This is a genomic window from Mesorhizobium oxytropidicola (assembly GCF_056174625.1).
Genome location: NZ_CM149692.1, coordinates 6,906,852 through 6,921,120 on the forward strand (window position 1 = coordinate 6,906,852; position 14,269 = coordinate 6,921,120).

The 14,269-nt window shown below is 64.0% G+C and carries 6 protein-coding genes and 2 pseudogenes; 3 read left to right on the top strand and 5 right to left on the bottom strand.

Features of this window, described 5'->3' with window-relative positions; translation table 11 throughout:
- Window positions 1-22 precede the first annotated feature (22 nt).
- Genes AC0V8S_RS34330 through proC form a run of 3 tightly spaced genes read left to right on the top strand, consistent with a single transcriptional unit; the run spans window position 23 to window position 3,194 of the window.
- Window positions 23-1,021: a glycosyltransferase family 2 protein gene (locus tag AC0V8S_RS34330; protein WP_475436059.1), complete on the top strand. Its 999-nt coding sequence runs from the start codon at window positions 23-25 to the stop codon at window positions 1,019-1,021.
- Window positions 990-2,318 (top strand): O-antigen ligase family protein, encoded by a 1,329-nt coding sequence (locus tag AC0V8S_RS34335; protein WP_475436061.1) that lies wholly within the window; start codon window positions 990-992, stop codon window positions 2,316-2,318. The genes AC0V8S_RS34330 and AC0V8S_RS34335 overlap by 32 nt, the downstream gene beginning before the upstream one ends.
- 60 nt (window positions 2,319-2,378) lie before the next feature.
- Window positions 2,379-3,194 (top strand): pyrroline-5-carboxylate reductase, encoded by an 816-nt coding sequence (gene proC / locus AC0V8S_RS34340; RefSeq protein ID WP_183456382.1) that lies wholly within the window; start codon window positions 2,379-2,381, stop codon window positions 3,192-3,194.
- Between the two features lie 22 nt (window positions 3,195-3,216).
- Here proC and AC0V8S_RS34345 read toward each other — a convergent pair whose 3' ends face one another.
- The 5 genes and pseudogenes from AC0V8S_RS34345 to AC0V8S_RS34365 all read right to left on the bottom strand — a co-directional run bounded on the left by AC0V8S_RS34345 (window position 3,217) and on the right by AC0V8S_RS34365 (window position 14,262).
- The gene (locus tag AC0V8S_RS34345; protein ID WP_244661535.1) at window positions 3,217-3,396 is read right to left on the bottom strand and encodes a transcriptional regulator; all 180 of its coding nucleotides are present in this window, start codon (window positions 3,394-3,396) and stop codon (window positions 3,217-3,219) included.
- A gap of 115 nt (window positions 3,397-3,511) precedes the next feature.
- Window positions 3,512-4,824 (bottom strand): annotated as a pseudogene (locus AC0V8S_RS34350) (NAD(P)H-dependent oxidoreductase).
- An 84-nt stretch (window positions 4,825-4,908) separates the two neighbouring features.
- Window positions 4,909-6,303, bottom strand: coding sequence for a multicopper oxidase family protein (locus AC0V8S_RS34355; RefSeq protein WP_475436063.1), 1,395 nt, complete (start codon window positions 6,301-6,303; stop codon window positions 4,909-4,911).
- A gap of 131 nt (window positions 6,304-6,434) precedes the next feature.
- A pseudogene (gene metH / locus AC0V8S_RS34360) lies at window positions 6,435-10,243 on the bottom strand (methionine synthase).
- A 176-nt stretch (window positions 10,244-10,419) separates the two neighbouring features.
- Entirely contained in the window at window positions 10,420-14,262 is a 3,843-nt protein-coding gene (locus AC0V8S_RS34365) for a caspase family protein (protein WP_475436064.1), read from the bottom strand.
- Window positions 14,263-14,269 lie beyond the last annotated feature (7 nt).

The window sequence follows — 14,269 nt, forward strand, 5'->3', positions numbered from 1 at the left end:
CTCACCATGTGGCTGGACTCGGATGATCCCTTTGCCATCGGATGGTTCGGTATCGATCGCTGGACGGTCTCCCCGGCTTGACGTGGAGGCAGTCGAAGTGGTCGTCACCTTGCCGACCTTCAAGCGGCCCGAACAGGTGCTGGAAACGCTGGCGTCACTGCGCGCGCAGCTGACCGGCAGGCGCTTTGCCGTCATCATCATGGAGAACGAAGCCGAGGCGCGGGAAGGCGCCAAGGCGGTGCTGCCGCTGTTCGAGCGCGGCGAGATGCCGGGCATGGTCATCATCGCGCATGAGCGCGGCAATTGCAGCGCCTACAATGCCGGCTGGCAGACGGCGATCCTGCACTTCCCGAACTTCAGGCATCTGCTGGTCATCGACGATGACGAGATCGCCGATCCGCACTGGCTGGAACGTATGTGCGCGGCTGCCGAAAGGCTCGGCGCCGATATTGTCGGCGGCCCGCAGGTGCCCGTCTTCGCCGATCCCGCCCATGCGAAATGGGCCGAACATCCTGTCTTCGCACCGCCCTACCGGGCGACGGGACGCGTGCCGGCGCTCTATTCGTCCGGCAATCTTCTGGTCGGGCGCAACGTGCTGGTCGCCATGGGGCCGCCCTTCCTCGATCTCAAATTCAATTTCATGGGCGGCGGCGACTCGGACTTTCTCAGCCGGTCGGCGCAAAGGGGCTTTGTGCTCGGCTGGTGCGCCGAGGCCAAGGTGCGGGAGACCGTTCCGGCGCGGCGTGTCGAGGCCGACTGGGTCCGGGCCCGCAGCCTGCGCAACGGCGTCATCTCGACACTGGTCGAGAAGAAGAAACGCGCCGGCACGCCGCTGGCCGGCGCCAAGGTGTTGGCGAAGAGCCTGGCGCTGCTGGCCGCCTCGCCGTTTCGCGGCCTGTTCGGGCTGGTCCAGACCGGATCTCCGGCGATCGCCATCTACCCCGTCCACGTGGCGCTGGGCCGCGTGCTGGCCGAATTCGGATATGCCAATGAGCAGTATCGCCAGCCCGAGAAGAACTGAGCGCGCCCCGCTCAGCGACGCGTTCACGCGCGACGGCGTGGCGACCGCGATCGCCGCACTTCTGTTCACCGTCATCATGGTGTCCTTCCGCCCGTTCCAGCCGGCCGGCGCCGAACTCACCGGCGACGGCGGCGACATCGTCAACCAGCTCGGCTTCGGTTCGCTCGGTGCCGTTTCGATCTTTTCGCTGATGGCCTTTGCCGATCCGCGCATCGTGCGCTCGCTGCTCAGCCCGTCATGGGTGCTGATGCTGGGCTTCTTCTTCCTGTCGGTGGTGCTGGCGACCGACCCGCCCTCGGCGATGCGCGCCGCATCCTTCACGATGATCGGCATCCTGACGATGGCAACGATCCTGGCGCTGCCGCGCGATGCCGAATCCTTTTCGAAAGTCATCATCTTCACCGCGGTCGTGGTCATGGGGCTTTCCTACCTCGGCCTCATCGTCTTTCCGCACGAGGCGATGCACACCGCCGATTCCCAGGAACCGGAACATGCCGGCCTGTGGCGCGGCGTGTTCACCCACAAGAACATCGCCGGCCCGATCATGGCCTGCTTCAGTTTCGCCGGCCTCTATCTCTACCGGCGCGGGCAGCGCTGGTGGGGCGCGGGGATCTTCTGCGCGGCGATGGTCTTCATGCTGCACACCGGTTCCAAGACGACTGCCGGCCTGGTGCCGTTCTCGATCCTGATCGTGGTACTGCCGAGCCTGATGGGCATGCGGCTCGGCACGCCGATCCTGTTTGCGCTGGCGATCATCGCCACGGCGGTCGGCACGCTGGGCATCGTCTTCCTGCCCCCGGTGAAACATCTGGCGGCGATCTATTTCCCCGACATGACCTATACCGGCCGCACGACGCTGTGGGAGTTCGCCGGCTCGATGCTGGTGAAGAAGCCATGGACCGGCTACGGCTATGAAAGCTTCTGGGGCACGCCGCTGCTGCTCAACCAGGACCAGCCCTTCGACCGGCCCTGGGATATCCGGACCATCGTGCACGGCCATGACGGCTATCTCGACATCGCCGTGCTGATGGGCATCCCCGCCCTTTGCGTGGCGGTCTACACCTTCCTCATCGCGCCGCTGCGCGACTACATGCGCATTCCGCTGCGCAGGGAAAACATCTTTCTCGGCGACTTCTTCATGATGGTGGTGCTGTTCACCGCGCTCAACGCTTTCCTAGAAAGCTTCTTCTTCCATCGCGGCGACCCGGTCTGGCTGTTCTTCGTGCTCGGCGTGCTTGGCCTGAGGCAAGTGTCGCTGCGGCCGATCGCGGTGCGGAGCCCTCCCCGTCTGTCCTGACAGGGCTTCCCCAGGGAACCGCGAGCGTCTATGTCAGGGCCTTCCTTCGGAGGGCTTTCAATGACGATCAGGCTTGTTCTCGCCGGCTGCGGCAATATGGGTTACGCCATGCTCTCGGGCTGGCTGAAATCAGGCAAGCTTGCGCCATCGGCGGTTTTCGTGGTCGAGCCCAATGCCGATCTGCGCCAGCGCGCTGCAACGCTTGGCTGCGCCACAGCCGCGGATGCCAGTGAGATTCCCGCCGATGCGGTGCCCGACCTCGTCGTCATCGCGGTGAAACCGCAGGTGATCCGCGACGTCACTGCCGCCTACAAGCGCTTTGGCGACGGCCGCACCACCTTCGTCAGCATCGCTGCCGGCACGCCGGTCGCCACTTTCGAAGACATCCTCGGCAACCGCGCGCCGATCGCGCGCTGCATGCCCAACACGCCCGCTGCCATCGGCAAGGGCATGATGGTGGTGTTTTCCAACCCGCTCGTCTCGGATGATACCAAGCGCTTTGTCGCCGACCTGCTGTCGGCCAGCGGTGAAGTGGCCACCATCGACGACGAAGGCCTGATGGATGCAGTCACCGCCGTGTCGGGATCGGGGCCGGCCTATATTTTCCATTTCATCGAAGCGCTGACCGTCGCCGCCGAAAAAGCGGGCCTGCCAGCGGCAACCGCCAAACTGCTCGCCATGCAGACCGTTTACGGCGCTGCCTCGCTCGCCGCAGAAAGCCGGGAGGACCCGGGCGTGCTGCGTCAGCAGGTGACCAGCCCGAACGGCACGACGGCAGCAGCCCTTGGCGTGCTGATGGGCGAGGACCGGCTGACCAATCTGCTGACGCAGGCAGTCGAGGCGGCGCGATTGCGGTCGATCGAGTTGGGGAAATAAACCAGAGACGGTTCGAGAGGAGTCAGGGCTGTCCCCACATTTCGCTGATCTCGTCCTTGTCCACGGTTCGGCCACCCGCCCCTGCCTTGGCCCTAAGATCGTCAGCTATGATAGCGAGCCTTTTGGCGAGCGGGAGTTGCTCCCGCCGCAGTTCGGATTGAAGCGCGTCGATGACCGCCTTGGCCATCGAAGTATTGCGCATGTCTGCAAGCCGTCTCGCCAACTCGCGTGCGCGCGGATTTCTGATGTGGAGCTTCATCCGGGTCCTCGACGCAATGATTTTGACAGAATCGAAGCTTGAGCGGTAGCTCCCAGGCTTAGCCCCCGTACAGCATCTCATCCTGCAGTCGGCGCAAGGCGAACAGCCTTGTCGTCTGGTCAGGCATGGCATTGTCGGCGGTGAGCAATTCGCCTTTCCTGACCGGTTTCAGCACCTTGCCGCCCTCGAGCAGGCCGACCGGCACGGCGCGCTGGGCACGGGCTTCGCCGACGGTCATGGTCCAGGAGCGATAGCAGGTCTCGCCGATCGCATCGAAGGTCTCACCGGCTGCCAGATCGCGCTTGGCGACCGCGCAGACCTCGGCGACCGGCCGTGGCAGCGGCACCATGTCGGGCTTGCCGGACAGCACGATGCGGGCGGCGGTCAGCGGTACTTCCAGCGAGGTCAAATGATAGGGCCGGAACAGGCTGTAATAGGGGCCGTGGCCGATATGCAGATCGTCCATGCGCTCGATGATGCGCGGATGCGTCGCCTCGACGATGACGAAGACACCGGGCGCCACGCCCTTGCCGATGGTGTAGTCGACAACGCCCTTTTTCAGCAGCAGCCCGCCATCCTCGCGTGGGATCAGCACCTTGACGAGGTCGTCGCGGTCGGCTTTCGGGCCATGCATGCCGGGCACGTCGGGGACCAGGCCGGTGGCGTTGGCGATGGCGCACATCTCGACCATGGTTTTCGAGCCGTCGACAAACTCGACCAGCATGCGCGGGTTCATGTTGCGGCGGATCGCTTCCTCGCGATAATCGTCGGGCATGGCGTCGTGGTTCAGCGGATTGTTCTTGCCCTTCCCGGCCGAGACGATGGTCAGGCCGAGTGCGGAGGCGAACTCGATCAGCTCATGCAGCTCGACGGCTCGTCGCCGGCGCCGACCGAATAGACGACGCCGAGCCGGTCGGCCTGCTGCTTGAGATAACAGCCGATGGTGACGTCGGCCTCGACATTCATCATCACCAGATGCTTGCCATGCTCCATCGCCATCAGGTCGAAATCGGCGGCGACGCCCGGTTTTCCGGTGGCGTCGATGACGACGTCGATCAATGGATTGGTGACCAGCATCTCATTGGAAGTGATGGCGATCTTTCCCGCCTCGATGGCCGCGGTGACTTTCGATGCCGCGTCGGCTTCGATCGCCATCGCCTCATCGCCATAGGCGATGCGGATGGCGTCACGTGCGGTGTGCGGGCGCCGTGTGGAAACGGCGCAAACCGAAATGCCCGGCATCAGCATGCCTTGCGTGACGAGGTCAGTGCCCATTTCGCCCGAACCGATGACGCCGATGCGCACCGGGCGGCCTTCGGCGGCACGGCTGGCGAGATCGCGGGCAAGGCCGGTCAAGGCGACATTGGTCATGCAGGGATGTCCATGGTTCCTGATTTGGAGGCGGCATAGCAGGGAACCACCCGCTTTTGCCAACGAAACCGCTTAAACGTGGCTTCAGACCACCCTGACGTAGCTCGTCATGCCCGATTTCTGGTGCTCGATGATGTGGCAGTGCAGCAGCCAGTCGCCGGGATTGTCGGCGACGAAGCCCAGGCTCACCTTCTCATTGGGCTGGATGAGATAGGTGTCCGAAATCAGCGGCTCAACCTGCCGCGTCGAGGATGACAGCACCTTGAAGCTCATGCCGTGCAGATGCATCGGGTGTGATTGCGGCGTCAGGTTCTCCATGTCGATAACATAGCTCTTGCCGAGCTTCAGTTCGGCCAGCGGCGCGGTCGGATCGGATGTATCGCCTGGCCACGGCACCTTGTTGATGGCCCAGAAACTGTAGCCGAGCGAACCGCAGATGCCGTCGCTCGGAACGTTTTCCGCCGTCGCGCTGAGCACCAGCGAAATGTGCTGGGCGGCGGCGAGGTCGACCTCCGCCACGGGATTCACTTCCAGCGGCGCAACATCGCGGCTGTCCCGCTTAAGCGAACTGCCCGTCGCGCGCAGGGTCGCCAGGATTTTGGGCTTGGTCCCCCTGACGTCCCGCAGGCTCACCAACGCGCCTTCCTGGTTGGGCATGCGGATGGCGAGTTCCATGCGCTGGCCCGGTCCAAGCAGCAAGGCATCGGGCGTAAAACGCTCAGGAACCGGATTGCCATCCAGCGCCATGACCATCGCCTCGGCGCCGTCGACACGAAAGGCGTAGATGCGGGTGACATCGGTGATGGCGACGCGCAGACGCACCAGGCCTCCAGCCGGCGCGTCATATTGCGGCTGGTCGAGCCAGTTGGCGGTGCGCACCGTGCCGTAGGTGCCGGCTCTGGCGGCATCGCGCGGCCGGAACTGGTCGATGAACTGGCCGTCGTCGCCAAGACGCCAGTCGCGCAGATTGATGACGAATTCGGCGTCGAATTTCGGATCATTCGGGTTTTCCACCACGATCACGCCGGTCAGGCCGTGGCCCATCTGCTCCAGCGTGTTGCAGTGCGGATGGTACCAGAAGGTGCCGGCGTCAGGCGGCGTGAAGGCATAGTCGAAATGATCGCCGGTGTAGACATAGGGCTGTACCAGGAAGGGCACACCATCCATCTTGTTGGGCACGCGAATGCCGTGCCAGTGAATGGTCGTCGGATCATCAATGGCGTTGATCAGGCGCGCGGCGAAGGGTTCGCCTTTTTTCATCCTGAGCACCGGCGGCATCCCGGCGTTGCCATAGCTCAGCACATTGTTGGTCGGGCCGACATCCATCAGCTTCGCCTGGATTTTCGCCGTTTGCAGCACGACCGGTTCCGGACTGGCGGCGGCCCAACTGCCAAGCCTGCCGATGGCCGAGAGACCAATCCCGCCGGCGCCAGCGATGGCGGCCGTTTTCAAGAGCCCGCGGCGTGTCCATCCGGTCATTCAGCGCTCCAACTGCAAAGCCTGGGATTTATCGTCGCCTTGGATCACAGGCGAGCCGCCAGTGCAAATGCCGATATTGACACATCGCGTCTCGCCATGGCGGCAGGATGAGACGACAGAGCCTCCCGCCGCTATTCCGCCGCCTCGGCATACTGCGCGGGCACATAGTTGAGGATTGGCCCGAGCCAGCGCTCCACTTCCGTGACCGGCATGTCCTTGCGGCGCGCATAATCCTCGACCTGGTCGCGCTCGACCTTGGCGACACCGAAATAGTAGCTTTCGGGATGCGCCAAATAGATGCCGGACACGGACGAGCCCGGCCACATCGCGTAGCTTTCGGTCAGGCTGACGCCGGCATTGCGCTCGCCGTCGAGCAGCCTGAACAGCGTTGCCTTCTCGGTATGGTCTGGCTGCGCCGGATAGCCGGGTGCCGGGCGGATGCCGCGATAGGGTTCGCCGATCAGTTCGTCCGGCGCCAACTTCTCGTCGGCAGCATAGCCCCAGAATTCCTTGCGCACCTTCTCGTGCATGCGTTCGGCGAAGGCTTCCGCGAAGCGGTCGGCCAGCGCCTTGACCATGATCGAGGAGTAATCATCGTTGGCCCGCTCAAAACGCTCTGATATCGCCACCTCCTCGATGCCGGCGGTGACGATGAAGCCGCCGATATAGTCAGGCTTGCCACTCTCGGTCGGCGCCACGAAATCCGAGAGCGCGACGTTGGCCTTGCCGTCGCGCTTGGTCAGTTGCTGGCGCAGCGTGAAGAAAGTCGCCAATTCCTGCGAGCGCCCCTCGTCCGTGAACAGCCTGATGTCGTCACCGACGGCATTGGCCGGCCAGAAGCCGACGACGCCGCGCGGCGCGAACCATTTCTCGGCGATGATCTTCTTCAGCATCGCCTGCGCATCCTCGAACAGCTGGCGCGCTGCCGGCCCCTGCACCTCGTCTTCGAGGATCTTGGGATAGCGGCCCTTCAGCTCCCAGGTCTGGAAGAACGGCGTCCAGTCGATGTAGCGCGAGAGCTCAGTCAGGTCCCAGTTCTCGAACACCTTTACGCCCGTGAAAGACGGCTTCGGCGGCTCGTAGGCTAACCAGTCGACCTTGTGCGCATTGGCCCTTGCCTTGGTCAGCGGCAGCCGCTGCTTGTCGGCCTCGGAGCGGGCATGCGCGTCGGCAACCTTCTTGTACTCGGTCCGCACCGTCTCGACGTAATCCGCCTTGCTGTCGTTGGACAGCAGCGCCGAGACCACGCCGACCGCCCGGCTGGCATCAGCGACATAGACGGTCTGCCCCTGGCGTAGCGCGGGTGGACTTCACCGCCGTGTGCACACGGCTGGTCGTCGCGCCGCCGATCAGCAGCGGAATGTCGAAGCCTTCGCGCTCCATCTCGGCGGCCATGTGCACCATCTCGTCCAGCGACGGCGTGATCAGGCCGGAGAGGCCAATGATGTCGACATGTTGCTCGCGCGCCGTCTGCAGGATTTTTGCCGGCGGCACCATGACACCGAGATCGATGATCTCGTAATTGTTGCAGGCGAGAACCACGCCGACGATGTTCTTGCCGATGTCGTGGACATCGCCCTTCACCGTCGCCATCAGGATTTTTCCGGCCGTCTGGCGCTCGCCATTGTCGATGCCGTTGGCGGCGTTGGCCAGCTTCTCGGCCTCCATATGCGGCAGCAAACCCGCCACCGCTTGCTTCATCACCCGCGCCGACTTCACCACTTGCGGCAAGAACATTTTTCCGGCGCCGAACAGGTCGCCAACGACATTCATGCCGGCCATCAGCGGGCCTTCGATGACATGCAGCGGGCGCTCGGCCATCAGCCGCGCTTCCTCGGTGTCGGCGTCGATGAATTCGGTGATGCCATTGACCAGCGCATGCGATATCCGCTGTTCGACCGTCCATTCGCGCCAGGCGAGATCGCGCTCCTTTGCTTCCTTGCCGGCCGCGCCCTTGAAGCGTTCGGCGATCTCCAGCATGCGCTCGGTGGCGGTGCCGCCGGCGCTCGGCACGCGGTTGAGCACGACATCCTCGCAGGCCTCGCGTAGCTCCGGCTCAATTGTGTCATAGACGGCCAACTGACCGGCATTGACGATGCCCATATCCATACCGCGCTGGATGGCGTGGTAGAGGAACACCGCGTGCATGGCCTCGCGCACTGGCTCGTTGCCGCGAAACGAGAAGGAGCAGGTTCGAGACGCCGCCGGAAATATGCACATGCGGCAGCGTCGAAGTGATTTCGCCGGTGGCCTCGATGAAGTCGACGCCGTAATTGTCGTGCTCCTCGATGCCGGTGGCGACCGCGAAGACATTGGGGTCGAAGACGATGTCCTCGGGCGGAAAGCCGGCCTCTTCGGTCAGCAGCTTGTAGGCGCGGGTGCAGATCTCGACCTTGCGCGCTTTGGTGTCGGCCTGGCCGGCCTCGTCGAAGGCCATCACGACCACGGCAGCGCCATAGGCTCGTACCAGCCTGGCATGATGCAGGAACGCTTCCTCGCCTTCCTTCATCGAAATGGAATTGACCAGCGGCTTGCCCTGCACGCATTTAAGCCCGGCCTCGATGATCTCCCATTTCGAACTGTCGACCATGACAGGAACACGGGCAATGTCCGGCTCGGCGGCGATCAAATTGAGATAATCGACCATCGCCTTCTTCGAATCGATCAGCCCCTCATCCATGTTGATGTCGATGATCTGCGCGCCGTTGGCGACCTGGTCGCGCGCCACATCGAGCGCGGGAACATAATCGCCCGCCGTGATCAGCTTCCTGAACTTGGCAGAGCCGGTGACGTTGGTGCGCTCGCCGACATTGACGAAGGGGATCTCGTCCGCAAGCGTGAACGGCTCCAGCCCGGACAGGCGCATCTTGCGCTCGATCTCTGGTATGGGTCGTGGCGGATATTTCTTCACCGCCTCGGCAATGGCGCGGATATGGTCCGGCGTCGAGCCGCAGCAACCGCCGACGACATTGACCAGCCCTTCCCTGGCAAAGTCCTCGATCTGCGCAGCCATGAAGGCCGGGCTCTCGTCATACCTGCCGAATTCATTGGGCAGGCCGGCATTCGGATAGGCGCAGACGAAGGTGTCCGCGGTATCAGATATTTCGGCCAGGTGCGCGCGCATGGCGTTGGCGCCGAGCGCGCAGTTGAGGCCGATGGTGAAGGGATTGGCATGGCGCACCGAATGCCAGAACGCCGTCGGCGTCTGGCCCGACAGCGTGCGGCCGGAAAGGTCGGTGATGGTGCCCGAAATCATCACCGGCAGATGCACGCCCTTCTCGATGAAGATCTCGTTGCAAGCGAAGATCGCCGCCTTGGCGTTCAGCGTGTCGAAGATGGTCTCGATCAGGATGATGTCGGCGCCGCCGTCGATCAGCCCGCGCAGCTGCTCGCCATAGGCAAGCCGCAATTCGTCGAAGGTCACCGCGCGATAGCCGGGATTGTTGACGTCGGGCGACATCGAGGCAGTCCGGTTGGTTGGCCCCAGCGCGCCGGCGACGAAGCGGCGCTTGCCGTCTTCCTGCTCAGCCCGCCTCGCCGCCCGGCGCACCAGTCGCGCGCCGTCGCGGTTCAGCGCATAGACGACATCCTCCATGCCATAATCGGCCTGGGCGATCGAGGTCGACGAGAAGGTGTTGGTCTCGAGAATATCCGCGCCTGATATCGCGTACTGGTAGTGGATCTCCTCGATCGCTTGCGGCTGCGTCAGGATCAGCAGGTCGTTGTTGCCCTGCTGATGGCAGGCGCAGCCGGCAAAGGCCTCGCCGCGGAACTGGTTCTCGTCGAAGCCAAGCCCCTGGATCTGCGTGCCCATGGCGCCGTCAAGAATGAGAATGCGCTCGCGTGCCGCCGCGGTCAGCGCCGCGAGCACTTCCGAGCCGTCGGGCTTGGCCGCGACAGGGCCGAACAGGTCATCCAGCGATGCAGAATTCTGCGACATTTTCTATCCCTTGGGCGACAGGCCTATTCATGTCACATAAGGATATCTTTATGTCAATATACGCTTCTCGCTGAACGGTGTCACGCGCCAATGGAGGTGCCGGAGCAACAAACGCCAAGAACGACCGTTGCCGGAGCGTCCTTTGCATGTCCAACTGGACACGTGGCACTCCAGTATCAGTGCAAATCAGCCAGCAAGGCCTGAGCCTCGGCAAGGTTCTTTTCCGAACCCGCGGTGAGATCGTCCATCTTGCGATCCCTGAAGATGACGAGCGCCTCCTGGCAAGCAGTGATCGCCTCCTCAGCCAGCGCCTTGTCCTTGCGGGCAGCACCCAGATCGGTCAGCACGTCGCAAAGACTGTCCTCGGTGAAGGCGACGGCCGGCACCGAATTGATCTTCTTCTGCACGGCGATCGCCTCGCGCAGGATCGGCACCGCTTCCTCGAAACGGGCAACGTTGTTTTCCGAGCGACCGGCCAGCGTCAGGGCATAGCCGACCTCGTTCTGCAGGCTCGCCCAGCGGTCGGGGTCACGGTCGCGGCCAACCTCGTCGGCCAGCGCCCGGTTGACGGCGATCGCCTCGTCGAACACATCAGGCGAAGGTTCCCTCGCCGCGATCATGCTCAGCACATTGGCGAGGTTGCCCTGTGTGGTCGCCCAGCGTTCGGGGTCGCGAGCCCGGGTGCGCACGGCCTGTATGCTGCGGTAGATGCCAGCCGAGCGTTTCAGCAGGGCGACGTCGTTGCGCCAATAGCCCAGCGACGACAGCGCGCTCGCCAGATTGGACTGGTTGCGCGTCCAGCCATCGGCATCCTTGTCTGGGGTCGTCACGGTCAGCGCCGCCTCATAGGCCTGCACCGACTTCGCCATGATGTCCGGGTCGGAAGCAGCACTCGCCTGCATCATGCGCGCATTGCCGAGGTCGCTTTCGACCGAGGCCCACAGCGTGCGGTCGGGCAGCGTGGCATAGACGGCAAGCGCCGCTTCATGCGCCGTCGCAGCCTTCTGGTAGAGCGACGGATCGTTGCTCGCGCCGGCGAGGTAGTAGTAGGCGCTGCCAAGATCGTTCTGCAGCTGGGCGTGATCCTGTGGCACGCTGGCAAGGTCATAGAAGGGCAAAGCCGCTTCCAGCGCCGTCACCGACTGCTTGAAATCGGCGCCATCCTGCACGCGGTCGCCCAGCACCAGAAGCACATGGCCAAGCCCCCATTGCGTCGCTGCCCAGGCGTCGGGGTCGCTGTTACGGGTCTGCACGTCGAGCGCCGCCCGGTAGGCCGTCACCGAGCGTTCGAGCGCTTCGGTCGGGCCGTCGCTGGATTTACCTAGCATCGAAAGCGCGGCGCCCAGCCGATATTGCGTCTTGGCCCAATCTTTCGGGGCATTGTCTCTGGTCCGCACGGTGAGCGCGGCGTCATAGGCGGCGACTGCCTGTTCGAGCACCGCTCTGTCGCCGGCACGATCGCCCCAGGTCGACAGCGCACTGCCGAGGCCATGTTCGATGGACGCGAATTCGAGCGGCGCCGCAGAGGCGGTGTAGACTTCCGATGCCTTGCTGTAGGCCATTGCCGATTTCTGCAGATAGTCGGTCTCCGTGTCGCGCTCGCCGAGCGAGGCATAGGCAGAGCCCAGATTCTGCTGCAACGAAGCCCAGTCGAGCGGCAGCTTTTCGCGCGGATATTCCGAGAGCGCGGCCTCATAGGCGGACACCGCCTTGAGCAGTGTCGCGGTGTCGTCCTGTTTCACGCCGAGGCGCTGCAAGGCATTGCCGAGCGTCAGCTGGCCGTTGGCCCAGCTTGCCGGCGCATGCTCGCGCGTCCACACGGTGAGCGCCGCTTCGGCGGCTTCGCGCGCATGCTGCAGCGTCGGGATGTCGCCATTGATCTCGCCGATCGTTTCCAGCGCCGAACTCATATTGTTCTGAATGGTCGCCCATTGCGCCGGAGCGCGCTCCCTGGTCATTTCCTCCGTCGCCGACTGGTAGGCGGCGACAGATTGCTCCAGCGTCGCGACATCCTTCTCGCGCGCGCCGAGGCGAAACAGCGCAGCACCGAGATTGACCTCGCTCAACGCCCAGTCGAGCGGCACGCGCTCGCGGCTATATTCGGTCAGGGCAGCGCGATGCGCCTCGATGGCAGCGCGAAAGCTGTCGCTGGCCGTCTCACGCTCGCCGAGTTCAGACAGCACGATGCCGAGATTGTTCTGCGTTGCCGCCCATTCCAGCGGCACTTTTTTCGAGCCCTGCACCTCGAGCGCGGCGCGGAAGGTGGCAACCGCCTTGTCGAGCAGCGCCGTGCCGGTCTCGCGCTGGCCAAGCCGCCAGTAGACGGTGCCGAGATTACCTGACGTCGACGCCCAGTCATCCGGATAGGCCGCGCGCGTATAGACCGTCAGGGCCTGTTCGAAGGCGGCCGCCGCCTTGTCGAGGTTGTCGCGGCCGGCCTCGCGCTCGCCCAGCGTCGAGAGCGTCGTGGCGAGGTTGTTCTGGGTGGCTGCCCATTGCCGTGGATTTTTCTCGGGCGACACATAGGTCAGGCTCTTTTCATAGGCCGCGACGGCCTGTGTCAGAAACGCGTTGTCGCCGGAGAAAGTGCCTTGCTGGGAAAGCGCGTCGGCCTCGGCCGCCTTGTAGAACCAGGCGTCCTCATCGTCCCATTTCTCAGCCTGCTCGTAAGCCTTGCCGTAATCCTGGGCCGCCTGCTGAAACTTGAAAGAGATTTCGTAGGTTTTGGCGCTGTTGCCAAACACCTCGGCGAATTCCAGCCGGCGCGCCTTGAGATCGGCTTCGGCCTTGTCGACAGTATTTGACAATTCACCGACGCGCGCCTTGGCCTGTTCGTGGAATTTCCGGGCGGCATCGAGCGCGCCTTCGCGCACCGCCTGGTCGGCGAGTTTCGACAGGCGCACGATCTCCGGGTCCTGGCTCTTCAGCGCCGCCTGCTCGGCCAGCACCTGCTTCAGCCGCTCGGTCTGGCCGCGCAGCAATTTATCGAGTTCGGCCGGGTCCTTCGGCGTGTCGGCGCCGAGTGTCTTCAACATGGCGTAGAGCGCATCCATCGGCACGCCACCGTCGCGCGAGATGGTTTCGATCTGGCGGCGTTCAGGGTCGGGCAGCGCTGAAATGGTGAGCAGCAGCCGGCGGCGCTCGGTGAGGATGTCGCCTTCATCGCCTTTCGGGGCTTCGGCCGGCGTGCCGAAATAGAGCAGCCGGCGCAGGCTCTCATTGACCCATGGCCGCTGCTGGCCGTTGGTCTTGAGATAGACCTCTTCGCCGATCATGCGCAGCACGGTGCCGAATTCCTCGCCGCCCATCATGTCGATGTGGCGCAGGATCGCCGCCGCGTAGGGGCTGTTGCCATCGGCCGGACCATCGAGCGCCACCTTGCCGGGCTCGGCGGCAAAGCCGATGACCTGGCCAAGGCTGTCGTCGGCCGAGTCGTTGGCCGGCGCGCTGCTCTTCAGCGCCACGACGCTGCGCGTCTCACCAAGACCGCCGGTGCCGATCGGCTTGCCCTCGTCCTCCGGCGCCAGTTTCAGCAGCGTGCCCGGCGGGAATGGATCGTTGCGGCAGGCATCGAGCAGCACGATCGTAACCGGCACCTTGGCCTTGAGTTCGGTCACGATCGATGACAGCGGCACCAGCTTCTCACCGGCATCTTCGAGCGCCGAGATATCGGCATCGACAGGGACCAGGAAATTCTCGCCTCCGGCCTCGATGCCGTGACCGGAATAATAGATGACGGCGACGTCAGCGCCCTCGGCGTCGTCGACGAAGCCTTCGAGATCGCGCCGCAATTTGCGGGCGTCGCGGTTGGTGGCCACGGTTGTTTCGAAGCCGAGCTTGTCGAACATTTCCTCGATGGCGCGGGCGTCGTTTTCGGGATTGGGCAGTTTGCCGACATGCTTGTAGTCGGACTGGCCGATGATGAGCGCGATACCTTTCAGCGCTTTGGGCTCCTCGGCTTGAGCCGGGACCAGCATACAGAGGCACAGCATGATCGCCGCGGCAAACGCCGCGCACATGCGCACC

Excerpts from the sequence above, each read along its gene's own strand:
- AC0V8S_RS34345 (WP_244661535.1), bottom strand. The coding sequence starts at position 3,396 with ATGCGCAATACTTCGATGGCCAAGGCGGTCATCGACGCGCTTCAATCC.
- AC0V8S_RS34355 (WP_475436063.1), bottom strand. The coding sequence starts at position 6,303 with ATGACCGGATGGACACGCCGCGGGCTCTTGAAAACGGCCGCCATCGCT.
- proC (WP_183456382.1), top strand. The coding sequence starts at position 2,379 with ATGACGATCAGGCTTGTTCTCGCCGGCTGCGGCAATATGGGTTACGCC.
- AC0V8S_RS34365 (WP_475436064.1), bottom strand. The coding sequence starts at position 14,262 with ATGTGCGCGGCGTTTGCCGCGGCGATCATGCTGTGCCTCTGTATGCTG.
- AC0V8S_RS34330 (WP_475436059.1), top strand. The coding sequence starts at position 23 with ATGATCCCTTTGCCATCGGATGGTTCGGTATCGATCGCTGGACGGTCT.
- AC0V8S_RS34335 (WP_475436061.1), top strand. The coding sequence starts at position 990 with ATGAGCAGTATCGCCAGCCCGAGAAGAACTGAGCGCGCCCCGCTCAGC.